Annotated in this window: 24 protein-coding genes and 2 pseudogenes; 7 read left to right on the top strand and 19 right to left on the bottom strand. The window is 70.8% G+C overall.

Features of this window, described 5'->3' with window-relative positions; genetic code table 11:
• Window positions 1-10 precede the first annotated feature (10 nt).
• Entirely contained in the window at window positions 11-907 is an 897-nt protein-coding gene (locus ACFYZZ_RS44365; RefSeq protein ID WP_389189543.1) for a LysR family transcriptional regulator, read from the bottom strand.
• 61 nt (window positions 908-968) lie between these two features.
• Here ACFYZZ_RS44365 and ACFYZZ_RS44360 point away from each other — a divergent pair, with 61 nt between their 5' ends.
• Together ACFYZZ_RS44360 and ACFYZZ_RS44355 are read left to right on the top strand one after the other, a co-directional pair.
• Window positions 969-1,319 carry a DoxX family protein gene (locus ACFYZZ_RS44360; RefSeq protein WP_389189540.1) on the top strand — a complete coding sequence of 117 codons (351 nt, stop codon included), beginning with the start codon at window positions 969-971 and terminating at the stop codon, window positions 1,317-1,319.
• Between the two features lie 10 nt (window positions 1,320-1,329).
• Window positions 1,330-2,157: an aminoglycoside adenylyltransferase domain-containing protein gene (locus ACFYZZ_RS44355; RefSeq protein WP_389189537.1), complete on the top strand. Its 828-nt coding sequence runs from the start codon at window positions 1,330-1,332 to the stop codon at window positions 2,155-2,157.
• 36 nt (window positions 2,158-2,193) lie between these two features.
• On the opposite strand, the gene ACFYZZ_RS44350 is transcribed toward ACFYZZ_RS44355, so the two are convergent.
• The 3 genes and pseudogenes from ACFYZZ_RS44350 to ACFYZZ_RS44340 all read right to left on the bottom strand — a co-directional run bounded on the left by ACFYZZ_RS44350 (window position 2,194) and on the right by ACFYZZ_RS44340 (window position 4,675).
• Window positions 2,194-3,339: a PP2C family protein-serine/threonine phosphatase gene (locus ACFYZZ_RS44350; protein ID WP_389189534.1), complete on the bottom strand. Its 1,146-nt coding sequence runs from the start codon at window positions 3,337-3,339 to the stop codon at window positions 2,194-2,196.
• The gene (locus ACFYZZ_RS44345; RefSeq protein WP_389189531.1) at window positions 3,336-4,451 is read right to left on the bottom strand and encodes an aromatic acid exporter family protein; all 1,116 of its coding nucleotides are present in this window, start codon (window positions 4,449-4,451) and stop codon (window positions 3,336-3,338) included. The genes ACFYZZ_RS44350 and ACFYZZ_RS44345 overlap by 4 nt, the downstream gene beginning before the upstream one ends.
• A 129-nt stretch (window positions 4,452-4,580) precedes the next feature.
• A pseudogene (locus ACFYZZ_RS44340) lies at window positions 4,581-4,675 on the bottom strand.
• 177 nt (window positions 4,676-4,852) lie between these two features.
• On the opposite strand from ACFYZZ_RS44340, the gene ACFYZZ_RS44335 reads away from it, so the two are divergent.
• A complete protein-coding gene (locus tag ACFYZZ_RS44335; protein ID WP_389189528.1) occupies window positions 4,853-5,821 on the top strand; it encodes a PHB depolymerase family esterase in 969 nt (322 codons plus the stop codon).
• A gap of 6 nt (window positions 5,822-5,827) precedes the next feature.
• Here the strand turns inward: ACFYZZ_RS44335 and ACFYZZ_RS44330 are convergent, their stop codons facing one another.
• Complete coding sequence (locus ACFYZZ_RS44330) at window positions 5,828-6,478, bottom strand: DedA family protein (RefSeq protein ID WP_389189526.1); 651 nt, start codon at window positions 6,476-6,478, stop codon at window positions 5,828-5,830.
• Between the two features lie 384 nt (window positions 6,479-6,862).
• Here ACFYZZ_RS44330 and ACFYZZ_RS44325 point away from each other — a divergent pair, with 384 nt between their 5' ends.
• Window positions 6,863-8,422 carry a hypothetical protein gene (locus tag ACFYZZ_RS44325; RefSeq protein ID WP_389189523.1) on the top strand — a complete coding sequence of 520 codons (1,560 nt, stop codon included), beginning with the start codon at window positions 6,863-6,865 and terminating at the stop codon, window positions 8,420-8,422.
• Window positions 8,423-9,178: 756 nt separating this feature from the next.
• On the opposite strand, the gene ACFYZZ_RS44320 is transcribed toward ACFYZZ_RS44325, so the two are convergent.
• Complete coding sequence (locus tag ACFYZZ_RS44320) at window positions 9,179-10,027, bottom strand: alpha/beta fold hydrolase (RefSeq protein WP_389189636.1); 849 nt, start codon at window positions 10,025-10,027, stop codon at window positions 9,179-9,181.
• Between the two features lie 124 nt (window positions 10,028-10,151).
• Here ACFYZZ_RS44320 and ACFYZZ_RS44315 point away from each other — a divergent pair.
• Window positions 10,152-10,277: pseudogene (locus tag ACFYZZ_RS44315) on the top strand (snapalysin family zinc-dependent metalloprotease); the annotation flags it as partial.
• Window positions 10,278-10,338: 61 nt separating this feature from the next.
• Here the strand turns inward: ACFYZZ_RS44315 and ACFYZZ_RS44310 are convergent.
• From ACFYZZ_RS44310 to ACFYZZ_RS44265, 10 genes are all read right to left on the bottom strand, one after another.
• Window positions 10,339-10,713, bottom strand: a complete 375-nt coding sequence (locus ACFYZZ_RS44310; RefSeq protein WP_389189521.1) for a hypothetical protein — start codon at window positions 10,711-10,713, stop codon at window positions 10,339-10,341.
• Between the two features lie 29 nt (window positions 10,714-10,742).
• Window positions 10,743-11,141: a DUF4440 domain-containing protein gene (locus ACFYZZ_RS44305; RefSeq protein ID WP_389189518.1), complete on the bottom strand. Its 399-nt coding sequence runs from the start codon at window positions 11,139-11,141 to the stop codon at window positions 10,743-10,745.
• Between the two features lie 92 nt (window positions 11,142-11,233).
• Window positions 11,234-12,031 (bottom strand): enoyl-CoA hydratase/isomerase family protein, encoded by a 798-nt coding sequence (locus tag ACFYZZ_RS44300; protein WP_389189515.1) that lies wholly within the window; start codon window positions 12,029-12,031, stop codon window positions 11,234-11,236.
• Window positions 12,028-13,215, bottom strand: coding sequence for a cytochrome P450 (locus tag ACFYZZ_RS44295; protein WP_389189512.1), 1,188 nt, complete (start codon window positions 13,213-13,215; stop codon window positions 12,028-12,030). Before ACFYZZ_RS44295 ends, ACFYZZ_RS44300 begins: the two co-directional genes overlap by 4 nt.
• A 155-nt stretch (window positions 13,216-13,370) precedes the next feature.
• A complete protein-coding gene (locus tag ACFYZZ_RS44290) occupies window positions 13,371-14,732 on the bottom strand; it encodes a cytochrome P450 (RefSeq protein ID WP_389189509.1) in 1,362 nt (453 codons plus the stop codon).
• Window positions 14,733-14,745: 13 nt separating this feature from the next.
• Window positions 14,746-15,306 carry an ATP/GTP-binding protein gene (locus ACFYZZ_RS44285; RefSeq protein ID WP_389189506.1) on the bottom strand — a complete coding sequence of 187 codons (561 nt, stop codon included), beginning with the start codon at window positions 15,304-15,306 and terminating at the stop codon, window positions 14,746-14,748.
• Between the two features lie 3 nt (window positions 15,307-15,309).
• Window positions 15,310-15,693, bottom strand: coding sequence for a DUF742 domain-containing protein (locus ACFYZZ_RS44280; RefSeq protein WP_389189503.1), 384 nt, complete (start codon window positions 15,691-15,693; stop codon window positions 15,310-15,312).
• Window positions 15,690-16,532: a roadblock/LC7 domain-containing protein gene (locus tag ACFYZZ_RS44275; RefSeq protein WP_389189500.1), complete on the bottom strand. Its 843-nt coding sequence runs from the start codon at window positions 16,530-16,532 to the stop codon at window positions 15,690-15,692. The genes ACFYZZ_RS44280 and ACFYZZ_RS44275 overlap by 4 nt, the downstream gene beginning before the upstream one ends.
• Window positions 16,529-17,710, bottom strand: coding sequence for an ATP-binding protein (locus ACFYZZ_RS44270; protein ID WP_389189497.1), 1,182 nt, complete (start codon window positions 17,708-17,710; stop codon window positions 16,529-16,531). The genes ACFYZZ_RS44275 and ACFYZZ_RS44270 overlap by 4 nt, the downstream gene beginning before the upstream one ends.
• Before the next feature lie 325 nt (window positions 17,711-18,035).
• A complete protein-coding gene (locus tag ACFYZZ_RS44265; RefSeq protein WP_389189494.1) occupies window positions 18,036-18,884 on the bottom strand; it encodes a DMT family transporter in 849 nt (282 codons plus the stop codon).
• A gap of 226 nt (window positions 18,885-19,110) precedes the next feature.
• Between ACFYZZ_RS44265 and ACFYZZ_RS44260 the strand changes: the two genes are divergently transcribed.
• Window positions 19,111-19,611 (top strand): GntR family transcriptional regulator, encoded by a 501-nt coding sequence (locus ACFYZZ_RS44260; RefSeq protein ID WP_389189491.1) that lies wholly within the window; start codon window positions 19,111-19,113, stop codon window positions 19,609-19,611.
• Window positions 19,612-19,616: 5 nt separating this feature from the next.
• Window positions 19,617-21,521 (top strand): SAV_2336 N-terminal domain-related protein, encoded by a 1,905-nt coding sequence (locus ACFYZZ_RS44255; protein ID WP_389189488.1) that lies wholly within the window; start codon window positions 19,617-19,619, stop codon window positions 21,519-21,521.
• A gap of 20 nt (window positions 21,522-21,541) precedes the next feature.
• Here the strand turns inward: ACFYZZ_RS44255 and ACFYZZ_RS44250 are convergent, their stop codons facing one another.
• From ACFYZZ_RS44250 to ACFYZZ_RS44240, 3 genes are read right to left on the bottom strand one after another with little or no spacing between them, the layout of a single operon-like run.
• On the bottom strand, window positions 21,542-22,357 hold the full coding sequence (locus ACFYZZ_RS44250) for an ABC transporter permease (RefSeq protein ID WP_389189485.1): 816 nt from the start codon (window positions 22,355-22,357) through the stop codon (window positions 21,542-21,544).
• 12 nt (window positions 22,358-22,369) lie between these two features.
• The gene (locus ACFYZZ_RS44245) at window positions 22,370-23,263 is read right to left on the bottom strand and encodes an ABC transporter permease (protein WP_389189482.1); all 894 of its coding nucleotides are present in this window, start codon (window positions 23,261-23,263) and stop codon (window positions 22,370-22,372) included.
• A gap of 3 nt (window positions 23,264-23,266) precedes the next feature.
• Complete coding sequence (locus ACFYZZ_RS44240) at window positions 23,267-24,460, bottom strand: ABC transporter substrate-binding protein (RefSeq protein ID WP_389189479.1); 1,194 nt, start codon at window positions 24,458-24,460, stop codon at window positions 23,267-23,269.
• Between the last annotated feature and the right edge of the window lie 32 nt (window positions 24,461-24,492).

The following is a 24,492-nucleotide window of genomic DNA, read 5'->3' as shown; positions in this document are numbered from 1 at the left end:
GGGCCGGCGCTCACACCTGTCCTGCCAGGTCGAGGCAGCAGCGGACGAAGTCCTGGACGACCGGATTGCGGTCGTCGGCGGATGCCCACGCGACGCCCACGTGCGTCGGGCTCACCCCGGTGACCGGCCGGTACACGACACCGGGCCGGGAGTAGAACCGCGCGGCGGACTGGGGTGCGAGGGCGATCCCGTACCCGTTGGCGATGGCGTTCAGCCAGTCGTCGGGCTGCTCGGTGACCGCGCCGACGCGGACGGGCCGGCCCTCGCGCTCGTCGGCGGCCAGCCAGTGGTCGCGCCACGCGCCGGTCTCCTGCGGGGCGGCGACGAACGGCTCGTCCCACAGCTCGCGAAAGGCGATGGTGTCGCGCGCGGCCAGCGGGTGCGTGGCGGGCAGGGCGACCCAGCGCGGCTCGCTGAACAACGGCTCGACGCGCAGGGCCTCCTGGCCAGGGAAGGGCAGCCGCAGCAGTGCGACGTCTGCGTCCCCGGTGGCCAGTCCGGCGCTCGGGTTCGTCCAGGCCGCCTGGCGCAGCTCGGCGCGGCACCCGGGCCGGCGCCGGGCGAACGCGGCGACGATCTCCTGCGTCGCCTCGTTGGCCGCGCTCGCCAGGAACCCGACCCGCAGCACCCGGGAGGCCTGCCGGTCGGCGGCCCGGGTGGCGCGCAGGGCGTCGTCCCACGCCGCGAGCACCTCCGGGGCGAGACGGGCCAGCTCACGGCCCGGCCCGGTCAGTGCCATCCCGGCCCGCGAGCGGTCGAACAGCCGTACACCGAGCTGGGTTTCCAGCTGCCGGATCTGCTTCGTCAGGGCCGGCTGGGACACATACACGCGCTCGGCGGCGCGGGTGAGGCTGCCGTCCGCGGCGACGGCCAGGAAGGAGCGCAGGAGACGGGTGTCGACATCCATTCCACCAGGTTATGGACGCAGGTATTGGACGGCGTGTCGGCCTCCCGGGGAGGGTGGGGGCATGGAACTCGCCTACGTCCTCGTCACCTGTGCGGCCGTCCTGGCCAACGCCGGCATCGCGGCGGCCGACTTCGCCAGGGCGCCGTTCGTCCTCGCCAACTCGCGTGAGGTCGGTGTGCCGGCTGCCTGGATCCCGCCCCTGGCTCTGCTGAAGGCGGCCGGGGCCGCAGGACTCCTGCTGGGACTGCTGGGCCTTCGCCCCCTGGGCGTCGCCGCCGGTCTCGGCCTGGTGCTGTTCTACATCGGCGCCCTGGCCGTCCACGTACGGGCACGCGTGCTGCACAACATCGCGTTCCCGGGCCTGTTCCTCGTACTGGCCTCGGGAGCGCTGACGACGGCCGCGATCGTCTAGCGTGGCCGCCATGACGCCACGGTCGCTGCCCCAAGAGGTCCGCCAATCCGTCGACCGCTACCTGCAGTTGACCGACGAGGCCGTTCCCGGACTCGTCCAGGGCCTGTATCTGCACGGGTCGCTCACGTTCGGCGACTTCCGTCCCGGACGCAGCGACATCGACTTCCTGGCGGTGCTGAGCGAGCGGCCTTCGCAGAAGGCGGTGGACGTGCTCGGCGAGGTCTTCGTGGAGCTGAGCAGCCGTCACCCACGGCCGTACTTCGACGGGTTGCACGTCACGCACGCGGATCTGGCCGGCTCGCCGAAGGGCTGCCCGGACGTGCCGTGCGTCCAGGAGTGGGACTTCCGGCCCGCAGGTCACTTCGGCCGCAACCCGGTCACCTGGCACGAGCTGGCCCAGCGAGCCGTCACCGTACGCGGCCCCCAGCTGACGGCGGACGACGTGTGGACGGACCAGAGCGCGCTGCGCGCCTACAGCCACGCCAACCTCGACGAGTTCTGGCGGTCGTCGCTCGACGAACTGCGCGCGGGTCCTGGTCAGGAGTGGGTCTTCGACGGCCCGGCCGAGCGGGGCGAGTGGGTCACCGAGTGGTTCGTACTCGGTATCGCGCGCCTGCACCATCTGCTGGCCACCGACCGGCTCACCTCCAAGACCGGCGCCGGGCGCCACGCCCTGACCGCCTTCGACGGGCGCTGGCAGCCGATCGTCCACGAAGCGCTGCGGATCCGTGAAGGCTCCACCACCTCCGCGTACGAGGGCGACCCGATCGCGCGCTTGCAGGACACGATCGCTTTCGCGGCGATGGCGATCGAGGAGGGCCGGCGGCTCGGCCCCTGACCTGTGCAGCTCGCCCCTTGACGCCCGAAGCCGCTCTCACGGCAGCCGCTCCAGCGCCACGAGCGCCGCGTCTCCGCCGAGGTCGCCGTCGACGTGATGCAGGAGGGCCAGGCGCAGGGCGGAGACCATCGCGGGCAGCGGGCGGTCCGCGTGAGCACGGGCGTGCGCGGGGAGGTCGTAGAACCGGCCCCGGCGGTCCCGGGCCTCGACGAATCCGTCCGTGTACAGCAGGAGCCGGTCGCCCGGGGCGAAGGGCACCGTCGTCGCGACCGGCTCGGCGGCCAGGAGGTCGCCGAGTCCGAGCGGTGGCCCGGGCCGGTCGGGCAGGTGGGCGTGGACCCGGCCCGCGCGCACGACGAGCGGCTCGGGGTGACCGCAGTGGACGATGCGGGCCACCGCCTCGCCGGGCGGGAACTCCACCAGCAGGGCGGTCGCGAACCGCTCCGTGAACAGCGCCTGCGTGCCCTGGCCGTCCAGCGCCGCGATCTCGCGGCGGGCGCGCTCGTCCAGGCCCTGGGCCACCTTGGCCAGGGACGCCTCACGGTCGGCCAGCTCCCGGAACGCGCCGAGCAGGTTCGCCGAGGCCCCGACGGCCGTCAGTCCCTTGCCCCGCATGTCGCCGATGAGGATCCGGGTGCCGTACGGCGTCTGCAGCGCCTCGTGGAAGTCGCCGCCGATCCGGGCCGCCGACTCGGCCGGCAGATAGACGCCGCACAGGGCCAGCGAGCGGATCCGGCCCGGCAGTGGGTGCATCAGCGCACGCTGTGCGGTCTGTGCGACGGAGCGGACCTGGCGCAGCTGCCGTTCCCGGCGCCGGCGCAACGAGCAGGTGGCGAGCGAGGCGAGCCCGACCACGGCCAGGGTGCCCAGGACGACGTCCGAGTCCGGACGGCCGAGCTGCCCCGCGACCATCTGCAGCAGCGCCGTCACGGAGAGCGCCGCGCAGGCGAGGGCAGCCGTCGCCCACACGGGGAGCAGGGCGGCGGCCAGCACCGGCACGGCTGCCATCACCGGCGAGACGTGCAGCCAGTCCGGCGTCAGCAGGTCGGTCAGGGCGACGACCACCAGGAGCAGGACGGGGGTCAGGGTGAGAGGCAGCCGGTTCCAGGCGGGCGGGGTACGGCCGGTGATGTCGGTGGGTGCGGTGTCGTCGTGCGGGTGATCCGTGGGGTGAGAGGTCATCGTCGCCGTGAGGGTCGCAGCGGGCTGAGCACCCGGTGCTGCCGGGTCGGGGCGGGTACGGACGTGGTCAGGCAGGACAGGACCGCGTCCAGGTGATGGACGAGATGGCGGTCCGCCTCGCGGTCGACCGGTGCATCACGGTCGGGTCTGTCGAGGCGGGCGAGGGCGTGGCGGGCCGCCGGCAGCGCGGGGTGGGGCCGCCCGCCCCGGCAGCCGTAGACGCACAGGGCCGTCGTACGCAGCAACCGTGCGTACGGCCCGGCGAACCCGTCGGCGTCGGGAGCGTCCTCGCCCCGCGGGCCGGGCCGGCTCACCGCGGGCCTCGTGTCGAGGAGCCGCCCGGCCGCGCACACCTGCTGCTCCACGTCGGCGAGCGTCCGTATGACGCGACGGTCCAGGTGCCAGCGGCGGCGACGGGCCATGGGGCGTACGTTCCAGCGCACGCTCTCGTGCGCTTCGTCCACGGCGGTACGGGCCTGCGCCAGCGCGGTGTCGAGTTCCCGCTCCCAGCCGGAGCCGAGCACGTTCCGCGGCCGCTCCCGCCGGGCGACCGCGTCGGCCAGACCGTCGAGGTGGCGGGCGAGCAGGGTGCGCAGCCTCTCCACGGCGTGCTCCGCGGACCGTACCCGTACGGCCGGGTACAGCAGCGCGCTGCACGCCAGGCCGAACGCGATGCCCACCATGATCTCCGCGAGGTGGGAGAACACCTCGGCGGGATGCCGGCCACGGACCAGGGCGAAGGTGATCAGGGCCGTCGTCGGCAGATGCAGCCCCTGGTGGCCCAGCAGCTCGTGCCGGGCCAGCAGGACGGAGGCGAAGACGACGAGACCCAGACCCGCCATTCCCGGCTCGACGTACAGGGCGGCGGGTACGGCGACGACCACGCCGAGCAGGCATCCCGCGGCGTACCGGGTCGCGGCGGCGACCGTGCGCACCACCGTCGCCTCGACGATCAGCAGGGCTGCCACGGCACCCACATAGGGGTGGGGCGTATGCAGCAGGTTCACGCACACCTGCCAGGTCAGCCCCGCTGCCACCGTTGCCCGCGCGGCGTCGGCGCAGTTGGCTCGTCCGAAGGGCATAGCGAGGGCGGATATCCGTGCGCTGCGCATGCCTTTCGTGCTCCTTCCCTGTGCCGGACCTCCCGAGCCCGCCTGGGCGGGTTCGAGGCAACAGCCCCCCAGGGTAATCGTACAAATGGGGCATCTGGCAAATAAGGAGCATGTAGGGCTTGCGATGGGCGGAGAGGGCAGGATTCGAACCTGCGTGGGCCCCGCGGGGCCCGACCTCGAGGCGTGCTCGTAGGTCCCCGATCAGCCACTCCGGGCACCTCTCCCCGTGTCCGGCTTCCGGTTTCCCGTGCCGTTCACATCAACTACGGTGCCAGGCCGCGCTGACGCGACGGTGACGTCTCACTGACGTGCCGAGCCCCCTGCCGTGTCCACTCACGGCGACCGCACTATGGGGTCCGGCCCCATATCGCAGCCGTGCCACGCTCCTAGCATCTTCGGGCATGCAGACCAGAGCCGCACGCCTGACAGCTGCCCTGGTGGCCCTCTTGGCCGCCTTGGCCGCCGGACTCCTCGCCCCCCGCACGGCGGCCGCTGCCGCCTCCCTCGGTGAAGTCACCGGGTTCGGTTCCAACCCCGGTGCGCTGCGCATGTTCCGCTACAACCCTCCGGACCTGCCGGCGAACGCTCCCGTCGTCGTCGCCCTGCACGGCTGCACCCAGGACGCCGGGTACGCCGTCGACAGCGGCTGGACCACGCTCGCGGACCGCTGGCACTTCTCCGTCGTGGTCCCGCAGCAGTCCACGACCAACAACCTCAGCAAGTGCTTCGACTGGTTCCAGGCCGGGGACATCGAGCGCGGGGACGGCGAGGCCGCCTCGATCGCCCAGACGGTGGACCGCCAACTCGCCGACGTCCGGGGCGATCCCTCGCGGGTGTTCGTCACCGGCCTGTCCGCCGGCGGCGGTATGACGGCGGTGATGGCGGCGACCTACCCGGAGAAGTTCCGGGCGGCCGGCATCGTGGCCGGGCTGCCGTACGGCTGCTCCGCGGCGGCCGGTGGGCCGTACCCGTGCATGTACGGGTGGGCGAACCAGACACCGGCCCAGTGGGGCGACCGCGTCCGCAGGGCCCGCCCCGGATACACCGGCCCCTGGCCCACGCTCACCGTCTTCCAGGGCTCGGCGGACGGCACGGTGAAGCCGTCGAACATGGCGGACCTGGTCAGGCAGTGGACCGACGTCCAGGGTGCCGATCAGAGCGCGGACGTCTCCGACACGGTGGCGGGGTACCCGCACCAGGTCTACCGCTCCCCCTCCGGGCAGGCTGTGGTGGAGACCTACAGCATCACCGGGATGGGGCACGGGCAGCCCGTCGATCCGGCGACCGGGTGCGGGACCACGGCCCCGTACGTCCTCGACGTCCACCTGTGCGCCGCCTACCGGCTCGGCCTTGCCTGGGGCCTCGGCTGACCACGGTCAACTCCCGGTCTGACCGGAGCGGTCCCGCCGTTCGCGCCGCGTTCGGCGGGCCTCCGCCAGCAGGGGCAGCAGAGAGACCACGACGATGAGCGCGACCAGCGGCAACAGGTAGTCGTCGACGCGGGTGACCGAGGAACCCAGGAGATATCCGGCGAGTACCAGGCTCTGGGACCAGAGCAGGCCGCCGATGGTCTGCCAGATGGTGAACGTCCGCACGGGAACCCCGAGTGCGCCGGCCGCCGGGTGCAGCACGGAGCGCAGCATCGGGACGAAGCGGCCGATCACCAGTGCCTTGCGGTATCCGTAGCGGGCCAGCATCCGTTCCGCCTGGGCCGTGACCTCCTTCACCCGCCGCCGCGAGGTGCGGGCCAGCAGGGGCCGGCCGCCGTGCCGCCCGAGCAGATACCCCGCCTGGCCGCCCGCCACGGCGCCGACGGCCGCGCACAGCAGCACCTGCCACAGCACCAGCCGCGGCGCCTGCTGAGCGCTCGCCGCGCACAGCACACCGGCCGGGAACAGCAGCGTGTCACCCGGCAGGAAGAAGCCGACGACCAGCAGAGCCGACTCGGCGAAGATCACCACCAGGACGCCCAGCGCACCGAAGGCAGCGAGCAGCGAGGCGCTGTCGGTCGGATTGACCCCGATCACCGCCCTCGCCTCCCGGCCCCGCTCGTCCGTCGCTTTCCTCAAGTGTCACGTGGCTGCGCTCCGGCTGCCCGGACAAGCGGGTGGACGGGACCGCAACGGGCGGGAAACTCCGTTGCCGGGCTCCACGCACTGGTGTGCGATCGGTGCAAGGGCTGCACGGACCGGGTGCTCGGTCCCGCGCCCGCCCAGGTGACCTGCGGGGCCGGAGGGCCGGGCCTTCCCTCTTTGTCCTGTGAGTGGAAAAAGATCGCGGGAATCGGCGCCATCACCAGGCCCTCCGCCCCGGACGGCCCCTTGTCCGGACGCCCTCTGTCAGGTCCGTGGCCCCGGCCTTACACTGCCGATCCGCAGTATTTCGGGGGCAGTTGACGGGGGGAAACCAACATGTCCGATCCGTACGGTCCGTACCAGGGATTCGCCGTACCACCGATGCCCTCGGCTCCGCCGCCCGCGCCGCCGGACGGCCTGCGGGCGGCCGCCGTCGCGGTGCTCAACCTGAGCGGACTCGGCCTCGGGTACGCACTCCTGCGAAGATGGGTCCTGATGGCCGCCTGCCTGGCGGCAACCGTCGTCCTGCTGTTCGTGGCCCTGCCAGCCGACGCCGACGGGCTCCCCGGGGCCGCGCTCACCGTCTACGTCCTGCTCCTGCTGTCGGCCGCCGTCCACGGAGCGATCGCCGGACTGCGCACCCGGCTCACCTGGCCGGGCCGAGCGCCCCTCGCCCTCCTGCTCGCCGTGCTGCTGCTCGCCGTTCCGGCCGGAGGCGTGCTGTGGTACGACGACGCGCACGAGGAAGCCGTGCAGCAGGCGCTCCTCGACCGCCTGGACCAGGCCGACCACCTGGTGACCAAGGCCGGCCGGCACAGGTTCGCCAGCGCGCGGGGCGACTACGGTGCGGCCCTGGAGATCTACCGGGATCTTGCGGCCGAGCACTCCGGCTCCCGCGCCGCCGCCCAGGTACCCGATCGTATGCGGAGCTTCTACACCACGGTCGGCGCGGCCTACGGACACCAGGAGTACTGCGACGCGATCGAGCCGCTGAAGTACCTGCGTACGGTGCCCCGCTTCATGCCGAAGAAGGAACTCGGCTCGCTCACCCAGTGGCCCGACGACCGACTCGCCACCTCGTTGTACGAGTGCGGATGGGCCGGTCTGTCGGCGGGTCAGGCCGACTGGGTCGCACGCTTCGACGACCTGCTGACCACGTTCCCGCAGTCCCAGTCGGCGACCAAGGTCGCACCCGCCGTGGACGCGGCGGTGAAGAAGGCCGAGAAGGACGTCAACGGCGCGGCACCCTGCACCGCCGTCGAGAAGCTGCACGACCTGAACACCCGGATCAGCGACCTCTCGGGGACGGCGGGGAACGCGGCCGACGCTCTCACGAAGTCCGCCGACCGGGCCGACCGGAGCGGTGACGCGGGGGAGTACGCCTGCGGCGTCGACCAGTACAAGGACGGCGACTTCGACGCGGCCCAGAAGACCATGGAGCAGTACGTCTCCGACAACAAGAACGGCAAGAACCGGGACCGGGCCAAGAAGATCGCCATCGGAGCCGAGGTGGCCCAGACCCTGCCTGCCGCCGGGAAGAAGCTGCCCACCACCGACTCCGGCGGCGGCATCACCGTCACGGTCAAGAACGACAGCCCCGACGACGTCACCGTCCTCTACACCGGACCGGTCACCGGCAGCTTCACGCTCAAGGGGTGCGGCAGCTGCAAGTCGTACGGCCTTGCCGACACGCTGAGGATCGGCTTCAAGCCCTGCAACGGTGGCAAGAACTACCCGCAGCGGACGCTCAGTCTCCCCGTCGGCACCACGTACTTCGTGCACAAGCCGCACGGCGGCAGCACCGCCACACCGGCCTCGGACACGGCCAAGCTCCGGTCCGGGTACATCTACACGGAATGCGCCTACACGACACAGACGTTGGGCTCCAGCTACTGACCGTGCGGGGCGGGCCTCGGCCCGCCCCGCCGCTCGTCAGTGCCGTCGCCCGGCGCGCCGGCGCACCACCAGGACGGTGCCCGTGCCGAGGATCACGGCCCCGGCCGCGGCGGCCGCGAGCGGCAGCACCGAGCCGGTGCCGGTGCTCGCCGAAGTCGGCCGTGTTCTTCGCGGTCACCCTCACGGTCGCCGCGTCCCACTCCTCGTGCTGGGCGGACCCAGGTGCGGCCGGGGTCTCGTCGGGCCGCTCGACCAGCTTCACCGCAGGGCCCGTACCCCGCACCGGCGGCGGGCCGGCGTCCGTGAACGCGGGGTCGTAGCCGGCGACCGTCACCCGCAGCTCGTCGTACAGCGCGCGGTCGATTGCCTTCAGGGTCAGCTTCTGGTCGGGCGCGTAGACGACGCCGGGCTTCACCTGCTGGTCGAACGCGCAGACCACGTCCGAGGAACTGGGCGCCTCGTCGAAGGACGGGATCTCGTAGCGCAGGCAGTTGGAAGGCACCTCGGTGTGGCTGAGCCCGCGGGTGACGGAGTACGACATCCAGACCTTGTCGAGCGCCGCGGTGCCGGTGTTGGTGAAGGAGGCCGGGACCTTGAACTCGCTGCCGGGCCGCACACCGTCGATCGGGGCGATCGTGCCCAGCACCAGACCGGGTCTCGCGTCCGCGGCGCCGGCGCTGAACTGTGCGGGAACGCGCGTTCCCGCACAGGAGACCTCCGCCACCGCCCGATGGTTGTACAGAGCCCGACCGGAGGTCACTGCCTCGCGCGGCGAACCAGCCACTCCAGGGCCGCGGCCGCCTCGCCGAGGACGGAGAGGTGGCCGTCGTCCGGTCGAAGCCGGAGTTCCGAGCGCGGGCAGCGGTTCGCCAGCCACTCGCCGTGCGTGCTGGGCACGATCCTGTCCTGACCCCCGTGCAGGACGAGGACCGGCGCGGTGACCGACGCGGGGTCGCAGCCCCACGCCTGGACGTAGGCCAGGTCGTCGTCGACGAGTCCGCCCGGACCGGCGGCCACGGCCGGCTTGACGACTTCCTTGAACCAGGACCAGTCACCGGCCAGGGCCGCATGGTCGGCCGGGATGAACATCTCGGGGTCGTACACCGCCTCCGCCTCGTACCGCTCTTTGGCCTCGCGTCCCGCCGCGGCCGCGGTCAGTGATGCCCGGCAGGACACGGCCATGCCCGCGAACCAGTCGAGCCCCTCGGCGTCGAACGGGGCCAGACCCGACACCTCGACCACGCCGAGCACCCGCTCCGGCAGTACGGCGGCACACGCCAGGGCGTGCGAGGCGCCGCCGGAGTGACCCATGACGGCGAACCGGCCGATGCCGAGCGCGTCGGCGATGTGGGCGACGTCGGCGGCGGCCGATGCGATGCCGCGGCCGTCGAGCGGGGTCGAACCGCCGTATCCGGGGCGGTCGTACGACACCCAGCGGACCCCGAGCCGGGCGGAGGCGGGGAAGAGGGGCCTGGGCGGCAGGCCCACGTTGGGCGTGCCGTGATGCCAGAAGACGGGGAGCGCACCGGATCCGCCGGCGCCGGTGTCGTAGACGTGCAGTCTGCGCCCGTCGGGCAGCTCCAGGTCGGATTCGGTCACGTGGATGTTCGTCACTGCGCGTGTCCTTCCGGGCGGGTGCCGGGTGCTTGACTGCGTAACCGACCTCGTCGACTCCCGGAACTCATCGCTCGGCCGAGTGGGCGACGGTCCGTGGGTCCGGCACCCTCAGTCGGGCGGCGGCCCGGGCCCGTCCTGCACCAACCGCTACCCGAACGCTGCCGAGCGCGCCCGGGTCAACCAGCTGTGGGCCAACGGCCTCACCAAGGCGCTCGACAAGCTGAACAAGGTGCACTGACCGTCTGAGATCCATCCGCCTGCGACCGGAGGCGGGCCGCGCCACCCGGGTGCGGCCCGCCTCACGCGGATTCGTGGCCGCCGGCCGCCTGGTCCGCGCGGTCGACGACCTCGGCGAAGTACGGCCAGCCGTCGACCGCCACGTTCCGCTCCGCAGGCTGTGCCTCCGGGGCGGGTGCCGCGGCGTCCAGGAGGCGGCGTGCCGTCCCGGGCTCGTAGAGGTTGAGGTGGCTGCGGTCCGACAGGCGCACCACGGTGCCCGACTCGAAGTACGTGTTCGAGACGACCCCGAGCGCACAGGGAGCGAAGACCAGGGAAAGTCGGCGGCCGGCATTCTTGGCGGTTCCGCCGGTGAAGAAGGAGAGGGTGACGCGGCAGTAGTCGTGGGTGGGCCCGATTCGTTGCCGGACGGTCCAGTACCAGAGCGTCTCACCCACGACGAGGCGACGGAGGCGACGCTCGTTCCTCACGGCCGGTCGAACCAGGCGAGTGCCGCGATGCGCCAGCCGTCCGGAGTGCGCACGAACTGCAGGGCCTTGGTGCCGCCGCCCTCGTACGGCTCGCCGTTCATGATCCCGGACTTGCGGTACTCGCTCACACGGGATGCGATGTCGCCCACGATCTCGGTGCGTTCGGAGGTCTCCCACTCCGAGAACTCGACGAGCCGGCCGTCGGAGAGCAACTGGCGACGGGGCTCGATGAACTCGTCCACGGTGTAGACGGTGAAGTCCGGGCCGGTCATGACGATGACGCCGGAGGGGAGGACGAGCCGTCGGATGCGTGCCACGTCGGCCGGTCTGCCGCCGCGGTTGTCGAAGGCGCCGAAGAACTCGGCCGTCACCGCGTCGATCTCGATCTTGGACACCGTGCGAAGCTACCACGCACCCGAAGGTCCGCCAAGGCAGAAGCAGTTGGGCAAGGGTGCCGCCCGGTCGCCGTTGACCGGGCGCTGATTCCCTAGGAGTGCTCGGCCACGCGCTGGGGGCCGGCCTGGTTGAGCTGTGCGGTGAGCAGATGCGCGTCCAGCAGGGCGACGTCGGCCGTGCGGTTGGCCCGCGAGTAGCCCGCGAACATGCGCTTGGTGAGGATGAGGGCTTCGGGCGAGCGCCGGACGAGCGGGCGTACCCAGGCGCCCACGGCCGCGTCCAGTTCGTCGAGCGGGGCGACCTTGTGCAGGAGGCCGAGCCGGTGCGCGGTGGCCGCGTCGAAGGTCTCACAGGTGAGCATGAGTTCGCGGATCCTGGCGGCTCCGCCCTCGACGATCAGACGGCCCATGGCGCCTCCCCAGGCGGGCGGCAGACCGAGGCCGATCTCGGGCATGCGGAACCGGCAGCTGTCGGCTCCGGCGCGCAGGTCGCAGAAGGAGGCGAGCGCGAGACCGGCGCCCACCACCTTGCCGTGGAGCCTGGCGACGGTGACCGCGTGCGTGTTCTCCAGCGCGTCGCACACGCGGTGGGCCTTGTCCGCGATCCGGCGCATGGCGGCTCCGGTCGGGTCCTCGGTCAGCGCCGCCTGGTACTCGAACCGGTCGGCGCCGAGACAGAAGTTCTCCCCGGAGGCAGAGAGGATCAGCACCCGGATGTCGGGCCGGTCGTGGAGGCTGTGGAGGAGGGTGGCGAGGTCGTCGAGGGCGGCGACGGTCAGCGTGCCGTCCTGTGCCGAGGGGTTGAGGCGGACCCGGAGGACCGGCCCGTCGTGTTCGACGTGCAGCGCCTTGTAGGGGAAGTGGGGGGAGGTGTTGATCATGTCGGTCATGAGAGGGCGACGTCCAGGTTCAGCAGGCGCCGAAAGGCCACACGCGGTGCCCAGGTCGGCCTGCGTACGAGGGTGAGGCGGGGGAAGCGCCTGACCAGCTGGTGGAGCAGGGTCTGTGCCTCCATGCGGGCCAGGGGAGCCCCGAGGCAGTAGTGGATGCCACCGCTGAAGGCGAGGTGCGCCGGTTTGCGGTGCAGGTTGAACAGTTCGGGATCCTCGTGCTTGGCCGGGTCCCGGTTGGCCGCGCCCACCATGAGGTGGACCATCTCGTCCTTGCGGATCTCGACGCCGCCGAGGACGGTGTCCCGGGAGGAGACGCGGCTGATGACATGCGTGGGCGGGTCGTAGCGCAACGATTCTTCAACGGCGGCGGGCACGAGTTCGGGGTGCACGGTGAGCCAGTCCCACTGCCGGGGATGCTCCAGCAGCAGGAGCGTCATCGTCGACAGCAGCGTGGCCGTCGTCTCCAGCGCCGCCAGCAGCACGAACAACGCAAGGAAGTAGACCGCCTCGTCCGCCTTGTCCTGGTCGCTCTCCATGGTGTCCCACACCGTGATCCACCGCGAGACGGGGTCGTCACCGGGACTGGCCCGGCGCCTGCGCACCAGGTCCATGAAGTAGGTCCGCAGCTCCGCCATGGCCGCGTCCGACTTCGCCAGCTGGCTGGCCGACGGCAGCAGTTCCTGGGTGAAGACCTGGTCGTGGGTCAGCTCCCGCAGCCGGGGGAAGTCGGCGGTCGGCAGCCCGAGCCAGTGCCCGATGGTGGCGATGGGCAGCTCGTCGCCGACCAGGGCGTTGAAGTCCGCCTCGCCGTCGTGCAGCCGCTCGGCGAGCGAGTCGAGGAGCCTGGTCGTGCTGTGGCCCACCGTCCCGCGCAGCTGCTCCAGGGTGGTGCGGTCGAACATGCCCGCCGACCGGCGCACCCAGGTGTGCTCCGGAGGGTTGAGCGCGGGCAGTGTCCGGCTCATGTCGCGCGAGGACGGAGCCGTCCAGCGCGTGCCGTCTCCCTGCTGCTCCCGCCAGCGTGTGTCGGGCTCCAGCCAGTCACGGCTGCGCAGCACCTGGTCGCACAGCTCGAAGGCGGTGACGAGATGTCCGCCCCAGGGGGCTGCGACGACTCCGCCCCTCGACCGCAGCTCCCCGTAGATCGGAAAGGGATTTGCCTGGCCCTTCGCCGTCCTCAAGCGCGAGAACAGCGAAACGGCAAATCGTCTGTCGACGGGCGGAGTTATCGCAATCTCCACGATATCCCTTCTTGCTCTCAGGTATCAGCCGCCATGCATACCCCCCCGTTTGCCGATACATACAAGATGACTATTCGTGCGGAGAGTTGCCTACGTCACTCTCCCCTGGTCCATGCCAGGAACCGGCTGAAGAGGCCCGGTTTGGGCTTGGACGCGGCCTGCGCCGCAGGCTGCGGCACGGGGCTCGGGCCGTGGTGCGCGGTGGTCGCGGCAGGCTGCTGCGGTGCCTGAGCGGGCGTCGGCGCCACGGTGCGCGGCGTGAACCGGACCGGCAGCGCCACCAGGGACCGGCTCCAGGGAGCGGGCACCCAGCTCAAGTCCTTGAACGGCACCCGGACTTCGATGTCCGGCAGCCGGTTGAGGAGGGACTCGACGGCGGTGACGGCGATCACGAACGCCGGGTCCTTGGCGGGGCAGGCGTGCGGCCCGGCCCCGAAGGACAGATGGGCCTTGGCGCTGAGCTGCTCGCGGTGCTCCGCCAGCCGGGGATCGGTGTTGGCGGCCGCGAAGGAGATCACCACCGGGTCGTTGGCGCGGAGTATCCGGCCGCCCAACTCCACGTCGTGCGTGGGGTAGTGGGCCGCGTAGTTGGCGATCGGCGCGTAGTTCCACAGGGCCTGGCCGACCGCGTCCTCGACCGGCAGGCCGGCCTGCCAGTCCTCGCCGAGGATCAGCGCGCTGCTGGTGCCGATCGTCGCCGACAGCGGCGCGGTGCCGCCCGAGAGCAGCGTCACGAGCTGGTGCAGCACCTCCTCGTCGGTCAGTTCGGCGGAGTGCTGCATCAGACGGGTCGTCAGGTCGTTGCCGGGCCTGCGCCGCCTGAGCGCGATCAGCTCGCCGAGCGCCTCGCCCAGCACCTGGTCCGCTCCGGCCGTACCGTCGAAGATGCCGCTGATCCCGACGATCACCCGGTCACCGATCTCGGGCGGGCACCCGAACAGGTCGCTGAAGACCAGCAGCGGCAGCGGCTGCGCGTACTCGGCCATCAGCTCGGCCTGCCCGAGCCGGTCGGAGCTGAACCGGCTGACCAGGTAGTCGGCGGACTGCTGGGTCTGCCGCACCAGCTGGATCTCGTTGACGGTGGCCAGACTGTCGGTCACCGCCTGGCGGAGGCGGGCGTGTGCCGCTCCGTCGCTGAACAGCGCGTTGGGCCGGTACCCCATCATGGGCAGCGCCGGGCTGTCCTCGGGCACCCGCCCCTCGTTCAGCGCCCGCCAGCGCCGCGAGTCCCGGACGAACGAAGCAGGGTTCTGCAGGATGTACAGGGCGGCGTCGTAACTGGTGACCAGCTCGACCTCCACGCCCGGGGCGATGTCGACCGGCGCACTCGGTCCGAGGCTGCGCAGGTACGCGTAGGTGGAGTCGGGATCGGAGCCGAACTGCGGGCCGTAGAGCGGGACATTGCCGTGCGCAGGGCAGCCGGGCGGTGGCCCTTGTATACCGGGACGCTGCTGCATGTGGGGGAGGCTCCTAGTCGAGAAGGGACAGTAGGTGGTGAACGAGGGTGATGAGGGCCTGCGCCGACGACTGCTGGTCCCGTACGTCGCAGGAGACGACGGGCGTTTGGTCGGACAGGTTCAGTGCCTCGCGGATCTCCGCGAGCGGGTAGTTGGTCGTGTCGTCGAAGTGGTTGACGCCGATGGCGTACGTCAGGCCGAACCGCTCGACCAGGTCCAGGACCGGGAAGGACTCCGACAGCCGCTCCGGGTCGACGAGAACGAGCGCGCCCAGCGCCCCCCTGGACAGCTCCTCCCACATCTCCTTGAAGCGCTCCTGACCCGGCGTGCCGAAGAGGTACAGCACCACCTCCTCGCTGATGGTCAGGCGGCCGAAGTCCATGGCGACCGTCGTGGTGGTCTTGTCCGGAGTCCCTGACAGATCGTCAAAGCCCACGCTGGCTTCGGTGATCTCCTCTTCCGTCCGCAGGGGCTCGATCTCGGAGATGCTGCCTATGCACGTGGTCTTCCCGACCCCGAAGTGCCCCACCACGAGGATCTTCACCGCGGTGAGGACACCTGAATCCAGGTACACGAATCACGCTCCGAATCGGGCTTTGAGGCCGTCGAGTACGGCGTTGAGCACTTCTCGGTCGACACGTTCGGCGCGGGGCACGGGCTTCCGCGCGATGATGAGACCGCTCTCCTCCATCTGCGCCAGGAGAATCCGCACGATCCCCAGCGGCAGATGCGTGTGGGCGGCCACTTCGGCGACGGAGAGAAAACCTTCCGTCACCAGCTCCAGAACCTGCCTCGCCTCCGGAGAAAGCGTGCGAGCCGAAGCAGTGGCACCCTCTAGCGCGGACACCAGGGTGGTGCGCTCGTAGGCATTGTCCGGGGGCAGGGCTCGCCCGTTCGTGATCACGAAGAGCGGGACTAATGCTGAGGTCAGCTCAAGTTCCTGATCCGGCCCGTCATTCACGTACGGCTCGCCTCCCCGCGTGGTGCCATATATGCGCTCAGCCGGGGCACCACCTGATGCAGCCGGGTGGTGAACTCCTCGATATCGGCATCGTGTTCGGCGGCCGCGGCCAGGAACGCCCCATGGCCGGCCGAGATCAGGAAGATCCAGCCATGCTGAAACTCGATCACCGTCTGCCGCCACTGCGCATCCTGGCCCACACCGGCGAACTGCGAGGTCGCCCGGCTGTAGGCGTGAATCCCCGTCATGGCGGCGGAGATGGTGTCCGCCAGGTCCTGGCTCATGCCCGTGGTGGCGCCGCGGGGCAGGCCGTCGGAGCCCAACAGGACGGCGTGGCGGGCGCCTTGTACCTCGGCGACCACCTCGTCGAGGTCCGCGATCGGGATCCCCTTGCCGCCCGCCTCCTGCTGCGCCCGGGCCGCGCCGGACTGCCCGGCGAGGCCGTCCGCGTTGACCCGGGGCGGCGAGGTGAGGTTGTTGCCGAGCCGGGCGACCAGCCGGTGCATGCGGAAGGAGATCTGCTGCATGTCGACGTCCGCCGCCGCGGCCGCCGCCAGGTAGGCGCCCTGCCCGGCGCCGATCAGGAAGATCCAGCCGTGCGAGAACTCGATGATCGTCTGGTTCCACTGCCTGTCTTCCCCCGGCCCGGCGAAGTGGGAGGTCGCACGGCTGAGCGACTGCATGCCGGCCATGGCGGCGGAGATGGTCCGCACGTCCTTCTGGGCCATGCCGTCGGTCGCGCCCCGGGGAAGGCCGTCCGCGGACAGCAGGACGGCGTGCCGCGCCTTCGGCACGTTGTGCACGATGTCCTCGAGCATCCACGACAGGTCTGTGGTCATGCGTCATCGGACCCTTCGGACGGCGCCGAGGCGAGATTGCGGCCCGAGAGCGTGCCGCGCTGGAAGGCTCCGAGGCTCCGGCCCGCGGCACGGCCGGCGTCCTCCGGCGCCGCGGCCGGCGGCTCCGAGCTGTCCCGGTCGGGAACGCTGGCGATGGGCACCTGGCGGGCGCCACGGCGCGGCAGGCCGTGCGCGGTACGGCTGACCGGCTCCGGCCGGCCGACGGCGCCACGGATGCCGCTGACCTGGGAGTCCTCGGCCGGAGCCGCCTCCTCCTCGGTCCACAGCTCCTCCGGCAGCAGCACGACGGCGCGCACGCCGCCGTAGCGGGACACACCGGTCACGTCCACCCGGAATCCGTACTGCTGCGCGAGCAGGCCGATGACGGGGAAACCGAACTTCGGCTGGTTGCCGAGATGCGAGAGACGGGGCCGGTAGTCACCGGAGAGCAGCGCGGAGGCCTTCTGCCGGTCCTCGTCGTTCATACCGACACCGGCGTCGTCGATGACGATGCACAGGTTCTTCTGCACCCGCTGGAAAGTCACCTCGATCGGCGAACCCTGCTGAGAAAAACTGGCAGCGTTGTCGAGAAGTTCGGCGACGGCGAGTGCGACCGGAGAAACGGCGGACGCCTTCAATGCAAAACCGGTCTGCTGCATGATTTCGACGCGCCGGAAGTTACGAATCTGACCCTGCGCGCTGCGCACCACGTCATAAACGCTCGCGGGCCTATTGCGGCGACCCAGCGGAGCGCCACACATAACCGCAATGCCCTGTGACTTCCGGGCCATCTGTGCATTGGCGTGACTGACTTCCAGCAAATCACTCAGGACGGAATGGCCGCCGTACTTGCGCTGGATTTCCTCAAGAAGCGCCAGCTGTTCCGCGGCAAGGCTCTGCAGAAAGCGCGCGGAACCCTTGAGGACAGCCTTGGTGCTCTCCTCGGCCGCCTCCTCGGCTTCTTGGATGGTCTTGTCGTGCTCGTCCTGGTGCTGCTGCAACTCTGCTCTTAAGGCGGCCAGTTGCACGTCGGCCTCGCCCAGCCTCTGCGTGAGCGCGGCCTCGGCCTGCTGCTTCTTCGCCGCTATGGCCTTGTTGCGACGACTGAGCACCAGGGCCGCGGCGACGGCGATGGTCAGCGCCGCAACCAGGCACCACACGAGTGCGTCTCGATTCATGGAAACCTTTCCTATATGTAGCCTGCAGTCGTCGGCGGACGGATCGGGGGAATCCGTGGCACAACCGCTCGGTACGACTCGGTCGCCGTCGTTGAGAACCGGCCCGATCTCAAAACAGCGCCTGAGTCGAGTGGACCAAGGTCGCAGACGCGGGGATGCTATCACTGAGATAGGGGAAACTTCACAACGCGGAGTCGACCGGTAACCGTTGGGTGTTCGCCGCAGAGGTCATTGATTGAACGACAGTCAACGGCAGTGCGGCCGAGTGGTAAGGGCGTGGGGTATTTATTCGGCACCATGAAGGACTGATTGCCCTTTCATGGACTTAACGGACGGCAAGGTGCTGGACGGCTCGGCTCAGGACCACCACTCCCGTGACGATCAGTACGGCACCGCATATTTCGGGCACCAGCCACCAGCCCGTGCGGATGCGTTCCTCGAACAGGGCGATACCCAGGGCCAGGCTGACCGTCGCGTCCCCGATGGTCAGCGCGGGCTGCGCCGCCGCCAGCGGACCGGCCTGCAGCGCGTTCCCCAGCAGGAGGACGGCGACCGCGCCGGTCACCGCGAAGCCGTACGTCTGCCAGGACCGCAGGAACGCCAGGAAGCCGTCGTCGGCGAAGGTCCCCGAGGCCGACTTCAGCAGCGCGGCGGTCAGCGCGTTGCCCGTGGCCGAGGCGGCCGCCAGCAGCGCGGCACGAGACACCGCCGGGCGCCCCCGGCCGGCCTGCAGAACCGCGACGGCCATGGCGCCGAGGCAGAGGCCGAGCGCCGGGATCCACCGGCCGAGGGGCGCCTGGGAGGTGGCACCGTGCGGGGCGGCCGCAGCCAGCAGGACGGCCAGGCCCGTCACCACGCCGCCGACACCCCACCACCCCGAGCGGGGCAGGCGGCGGTGCATCAACAGCCCGGCGACGAGCAGGGCGAAGGGAAGCTCCAGGATGAACAACGGCTGGACCAGCGCGAGCGGGCCGTTGACGAGGGCCAGGCTCTGGAACAGCGCGGCGCCGACCACCCCGGCCATGCCGATCAGCCAGGCCGGCCGGCGCAGCAGCTCCGCCAGCAGCCGTACCCCGCCGCGACGGCTGGTGGACGCGGCCTTGCGCTGGAACGCCGTGCCGACGGCGTTGCTAGCCGCTCCCACGACGGCGAACGCCGCGGCCAGTTCGATCACGACCGTCTCCCGCCTGCGGGTGCACCTCCTGGAGGAGTTTCGGGCACTGTTCAGCCTACGGAAGCGCGCGGCCCGCCGCGGTCTCGGCCGCGGGCCAGGGTGACCGGCAGCGTTCTCGCGGCCGTACGATGACCGGTACCGTACGAGACCGAGACGGGCAGGTCGGTTCCTTGGACGAGGAGAGCCGGGGGATGAGCACGCGCCCCCGTCGCAGCACGAGAGAGTCGTGCAGGGACTACTGGCCCGGATCGGCGACGGCGCTTACCCGTCCGGCAGTCTGCTTCCGCCCCAACGCGTGCTGGCCGAGGACTTCGAGGTGTCCAGGGACACGGTCCAGCGTGCGCTGCGGGAACTGAGGGACCTGGGGTACGTCGATGCGCGTCAGGGCAGCGGGGTGCGAGTTGTTCTCCGTCCGGGACGGAACGGGGACCGAGCGGCCCGACGCCCACCTGCGCTGGGTCCGTACGTGGCCGACGCCTTCACCTCCCTGCACGTGACCATCGACGTCTTCACGCCGACCGGAGAGTCGCTCAGCTCGCAACTCCGGGTCACTGCCGAGCGGTTGCGTCTCGGGGAGGTCCGTCCCGTGTCGGTCGGCATCCGCCTGCTCCAGCCACGTCTCGGAGGTGACCTCAGACTGCCGATGCCCCTGGAGGACCCCGAGGACCGGCGCCCGGTCTACCGGTTGTCGCAGATCAGGGCCATGCACACGCTTGGCTGGACCTGACCCTCGTGGTGGACACCCACCGTTCGATGCTGCTCTGGCACGACCTGGTCGGCGAACTCCGCACGTTGCTCGTGCAGACCGGGCTGTTCCGCACCCTGCGCGTGTGGTACCTGCACGCGTCCCGGCGCGGGGTGGCATCCGACCGGATCACCGTGTCCACGACACCCAGTGGCGCACCCCGCAGTCCCCAGGAGGTCACCGCCGGCCGACGGCACGGGCTGATCCTCCTGGTCAGTGACGCCGTGTCGGACGCGTGGCACCGGCCGCAGCTGCGCCGAGTGATCGGCCGCTGGTGCGCGCACAGCGCGGTGGCGCTGCTCGACGTGCTGCCCGAACGTCTGTGGGGGCGCAGCGCGATCCGGCCGGAACGCCGTCTGGTGCGCACGGCCGGCCCCGCTGCCCCCACCCTCTCCTGGAGCCTTGCCCCACCACCCCGCGACCGCAGGGGGCGCCACGCCCTGTCAGTGCCTGTGCCGAAGGCCGCGCTGCCGGTGGTGGACTTCTCACCACGGGCGGTGTCCGTGCTCGCGTCGCTGGTGGCCGGCAGCGGACGCCCGTACCTCCTGCAGTGTCTCCCGCTGGACTCCGACTGGCGGGTCGACGATGCCGCCGGCGAGCCCTTGCTCGGTCCGTACGACAGGGCAGCGGTCGGCGCCGGCGAGGAGGGGGCGGCACTGCGAGCCGTGCGCCGGTTCGAGGAGAGCGCCTCGCCGGTCGCCAGGGAACTGGCGGGCCACCTGGCGGCGGTGCCGCTCACGCTGCCCGTGATGAACCTGGTGCGACGCGTCATGCTCCCCGGCTCGGACCAGGGGCACCTCGCCGAGGTGGCGCTGGGCGGCCTGCTGGAACCTTGGGAGGTCCGTGACCCGGTCGACCCCGTATCGGCGGAGTTGCGTTTCCGCCCGGGTGTCAGGGACGCCCTGATCGGCGGGCGGCTCCGCCAGGAGATCACCGCCGTGCAGGAACTCGTCCGCGACGAGGTGTCCGCCTGTCTGAGCCGGACCCGCACCACACGTGACTTCCCGGCGATCCGTGGCACGGCCTCGGGTACGGGCACCTGCGTCGTCGAGCCGGAGGCACTGCCGTTCGCCCGGACGGCGGGACCCGAGCAGGACGATGCCTCCGGGGGACGGCCCGCGTACCGTGTGGTGGCCGAAACACTGCGCGACGAGATCGCGTCCGGTGTCTTCCCCGTGGGAGGCAGGCTTCCGACCCAACTGGAACTCGCCGCCCGCTTCGGCGTGGCGCGCGGCACTGTGCAGCGCGCCCTGCGGGAACTCGTGGACCTGGGGCTGGTGTGGTCCCGTCAGGGCAGTGGCACGACCGTCCGCGCGCGGCCACGGCAGGCGCCGCCCACCCGCGGCATCGGCCCTGCAGAGCCATCCGTCACAGCTCCTGAGACCTCCGGGCCGTATCGTGACGGCGCACCGGCTCGACAAGGGCTGGACGACGCCCTCCTCGACGCCTTCGCCGCGCCCGATGTCAGCATCGACGCGGTCGCGGGCAGCGCCGCACCCCTGCTCGCGGCGCTCACGACGCAGGCCCGGCGCGTCATTGAGGGCGAAGCGCGACCCACGTCGATCCGTGTGCGGGTGCTGCTCCTGGGGGTCGGCGAAGACAGCGCTCAGGGCACGGCCGACGAGGCCACCGACGGCAGTGACATCGCGGCACTGCGGCACCTGCTGGAGAACACCCTCGGGCGGGACCACGGTGCCGTGCGGTTCGACGCGCGGACGTCCACCTCGCAGGCGCCGATGGAGCTGTACCTGATCAACGACCGCACCGTGCTGACGTCCTATTTCCATCTGCCCGCCGAGGAGAGCGGAGATGCGCTCCTCCTCCAGCCGGAGTACCGGCTCGAGGAGACCCGGGAGTGGTTCGACTCGTGGTGGGAGCTGTTCGACCGGTGACGCGTGTCCTGGACATGCGCTCACACCCGGCTCGACGTCGCCGTGTCCGAGGACAGCCGCTGGGCGACGTAGATCGGGACGACCGACAGCAGGACGAGGACGGCGGCCACGACGTTCACCACGGGGGCCTGCTGGGGCCGGGTCATGTTGTCGAAGATCCAGATGGGGAGGGTCTCGATACCGGGTCCCGCCGTGAAGGTCGTGACGACGATCTCGTCGAAGGACAGGGCGAAGGCGAGCAGGCCGCCGGCCAGCAGCGCGGAGCGGACCAGCGGGAAGGTGACGTCCGCGAAGGCGCGGAAGGTGGTCGCCCCCAGGTCCATCGCCGCCTCCTCGTACGAGGAGGCCGTACGACGCAGTCGCGCCACCACGTTGTTGAAGACCACCACGATGCAGAAGGTGGCATGGCCGACGATCACGGTGAACAGCCCGAGGCCCACACCGAGCGGCGCGAGGACGGTGCCGAAGGCCGAGTTGAGCGCGATGCCCGTGACGATGCCGGGCAGCGCGATCGGCAGGACCACGATGAACGACACCGTGTCGCGGCCGAAGAACCGGTACCGGGCCACCGCGAACGCGATGAGCGTACCGAGGACCAGCGCGATCGCGGTGGCGCCCAGGCCCGCCTTCACGGACACCCACAGCGCCTCGCGCGCACCCGAGTTGTCGAGGGCCACGGACCACCAGCGCAGCGTGAACCCGGGCGGTGGCCAGCTCGCACTGCGGTCGGGGTTCAGGGAGTTGACGAGGACGAGCAGCAGCGGGACGTAGATCACCGCGAAGCCGAGTGCGGCGCCTGTGCGCAGGGCGGTGCGCGCGGTGCGGCTGAGATGCATGGCGCTCTTCTCCTACAGGCTGGTCAGGGCGCCGGTGCGGCGGATCGCCAGCAGGTACAGGACGATCACGAGCACGGGGACGGTGCCGAGCGCGGCCGCCATGGGCAGGTTGAGTTCGATGTTGGAGTACACGAGGTTGCCGACGAGTTGGGTCTTGCCGCCGACGATCTGCACGGTGATGTAGTCGCCGAGGCTGAGCGAGAAGGTGAAGACGGATCCGGCGGCCACGGACGGCAGCACCATGGGCAGCACCACCGAACGGAAGGTGCGGCCGGCCTTCGCCCCGAGGTCCGCCGAGGCGTCGAGCAGATTACTCGGAAGCTGTTCGAGGGCCGTGTGGATCGGCAGGATCATGTACGGCAGCCACAGGTACGTCAGCGTGAGCACGGTGGCGGTCAGCCCGAAGCCCGGACCGCTGAGGCCGAAGGGCCCCAGCATCCAGTCGGCGAGGCCGCCCTCGGAGAGGATCAGCCGCCAGGCGTACACCTTCACCAGGTAGCTCGCCCACAGCGGGGTGAGGATCGCCACCACGAGCAGCGGGCGCCACTTGGGGCGGGCCACCCGCGCGGTGTAGAAGGCGACCGGAAAGGCGATCACGACGCACAGCGCGGTCACCGCGAGCGCCACGCCCACGCTGCGCAGGATCACCTGGCGGAAGACCGGGGTCGTGAACAGGGCGTGGAAGTTGTCCGTCGACCAGACCTTCACCACCTGGGAGGTGAAGGAGTCGGTCGTCCAGAACGCGGAGACGAACAGGACCGTCAGCGAGCCCAGGTAGAGGACGGTCAGCCACAGCAGCGGCGCGGTGAGCAGCAGGGCGAGGCGGAGCCGGGGTCTGGTGTGCAGCGCTCCGGCGAGCCGCCGGACGGTTCCCCGTCCGGCGGCGGGCGTCACTTCACTCGTCACGGCTCAGCCCTTGATCTCGGTCCAGGCCTGTACCCACTTCGCGTACGGCACGCACTTGACGTCGGTGCGGCCGTCGAGGCACTGCTCGATGGGCGTGTTCCAGAAGGCGATGTTCTTCCAGTAGCCCTCGTCGGCGGCGTGGTAGGTCGTGCAGAAGTTCTTGTCGCTGGTCTCGGCGCAGGCCCCGGAGTTGGCCGGGGCCTCACCGAAGTACTCGGCGACCTGGGCGTTGACCTTGGGGGAGACGATCCAGTCGAGCCACTTGTAGGCGCAGTTGGGGTGCTTGGCCTTGGCGGACACCATCCAGGTGTCCGACCAGCCGGTCGAGCCCTCCTTCGGGACGAACGCCTTGACCTTGGCACCCTCACCTGCGGTCAGGTTGGCGATGACCTGCCAGGTGGTGCCGACCACCGAGTCCCCGCTCTTGAAGGCGGAGATCTCCTTGAGGTAGTCGCTCCAGTACTCGCCGATGTTCGCGTTCTGCTGCTTCAGCAGGGCCACGGCGGCGTCGAACTGCTTCTGGTCGAGCGCGTACGGGTTCTTGATCTTCAGTTCGGGCTTGGTTGCCTTGAGGTACAGGGCCGCGTCGGCGATGTAGATCGGCGAGTCGTACGCGGTGACGTGCCCCTTGTACTTCGGGGCGTCGTCGAAGACCGCCGACCAGGAGGTGGGCGCCGGGCTGACCTTCTCGGTGTTGTACATCAGCAGGTTGGCGCCCCGGCCGTGCGGGATGCCGTACATCTGCCCGTTCACCGAGTTCCAGGAGCCGTTCTTCAGACCGCTGAAGACATCCTTGTAGTTCGGGACGAGGCCGGTGTTGACGGGGGCCGCGTCGCCGGAGGCGATCAGGCGCAGGGAGGCGTCCCCGGAGGCGGAGACGGCGTCGTACTCCCCGGTCTTCATCAGCTTGACCATCTCGTCCGAGCTGGCGGCGACCTTGGAGTTGACCTGGCAGCCGGTCTGCTTCTCGAAGTCGCTGACCCAGTCCACCTTGGGGTCGTTGGAACCGTCCTCGACATAGCCCGCCCAGGCGATCAGGTTGACCTGGCCCTCGGTCTTGCCGAGCTTCGTCGGGGCCTTGAGGTCGGGCGGATTGAGGCCGGTGGCCGAGGAGCCGTTGCCGGAGGAGCTGCAGGCGGCGGTGAGCAGCAGGGCTGCGGTGCCGGCCGCGGCCACGAGGGTTCGGGTGAGACGCACGACGTTCTCCATGGGTGAGGGAGCCTTGCGCG

Source organism: Streptomyces sp. NPDC001816 (genome assembly GCF_042892235.1).
Lineage (GTDB): Bacteria > Actinomycetota > Actinomycetes > Streptomycetales > Streptomycetaceae > Streptomyces.
This window is presented reverse-complemented; position numbering and strand designations above follow the sequence as displayed.

What these genes read in the sequence shown, in the direction of transcription:
- ACFYZZ_RS44365 (WP_389189543.1), bottom strand. Translation starts at nt 907, where the DNA reads ATGGATGTCGACACCCGTCTCCTGCGCTCCTTCCTGGCCGTCGCCGCG.
- ACFYZZ_RS44360 (WP_389189540.1), top strand. Translation starts at nt 969, where the DNA reads ATGGAACTCGCCTACGTCCTCGTCACCTGTGCGGCCGTCCTGGCCAAC.
- ACFYZZ_RS44355 (WP_389189537.1), top strand. Translation starts at nt 1,330, where the DNA reads ATGACGCCACGGTCGCTGCCCCAAGAGGTCCGCCAATCCGTCGACCGC.
- ACFYZZ_RS44350 (WP_389189534.1), bottom strand. Translation starts at nt 3,339, where the DNA reads ATGACCTCTCACCCCACGGATCACCCGCACGACGACACCGCACCCACC.
- ACFYZZ_RS44345 (WP_389189531.1), bottom strand. Translation starts at nt 4,451, where the DNA reads ATGCGCAGCGCACGGATATCCGCCCTCGCTATGCCCTTCGGACGAGCC.
- ACFYZZ_RS44335 (WP_389189528.1), top strand. Translation starts at nt 4,853, where the DNA reads ATGCAGACCAGAGCCGCACGCCTGACAGCTGCCCTGGTGGCCCTCTTG.
- ACFYZZ_RS44325 (WP_389189523.1), top strand. Translation starts at nt 6,863, where the DNA reads ATGTCCGATCCGTACGGTCCGTACCAGGGATTCGCCGTACCACCGATG.
- ACFYZZ_RS44300 (WP_389189515.1), bottom strand. Translation starts at nt 12,031, where the DNA reads ATGACCGACATGATCAACACCTCCCCCCACTTCCCCTACAAGGCGCTG.
- ACFYZZ_RS44290 (WP_389189509.1), bottom strand. Translation starts at nt 14,732, where the DNA reads ATGCAGCAGCGTCCCGGTATACAAGGGCCACCGCCCGGCTGCCCTGCG.
- ACFYZZ_RS44275 (WP_389189500.1), bottom strand. Translation starts at nt 16,532, where the DNA reads ATGACCACAGACCTGTCGTGGATGCTCGAGGACATCGTGCACAACGTG.
- ACFYZZ_RS44270 (WP_389189497.1), bottom strand. Translation starts at nt 17,710, where the DNA reads ATGAATCGAGACGCACTCGTGTGGTGCCTGGTTGCGGCGCTGACCATC.
- ACFYZZ_RS44250 (WP_389189485.1), bottom strand. Translation starts at nt 22,357, where the DNA reads ATGCATCTCAGCCGCACCGCGCGCACCGCCCTGCGCACAGGCGCCGCA.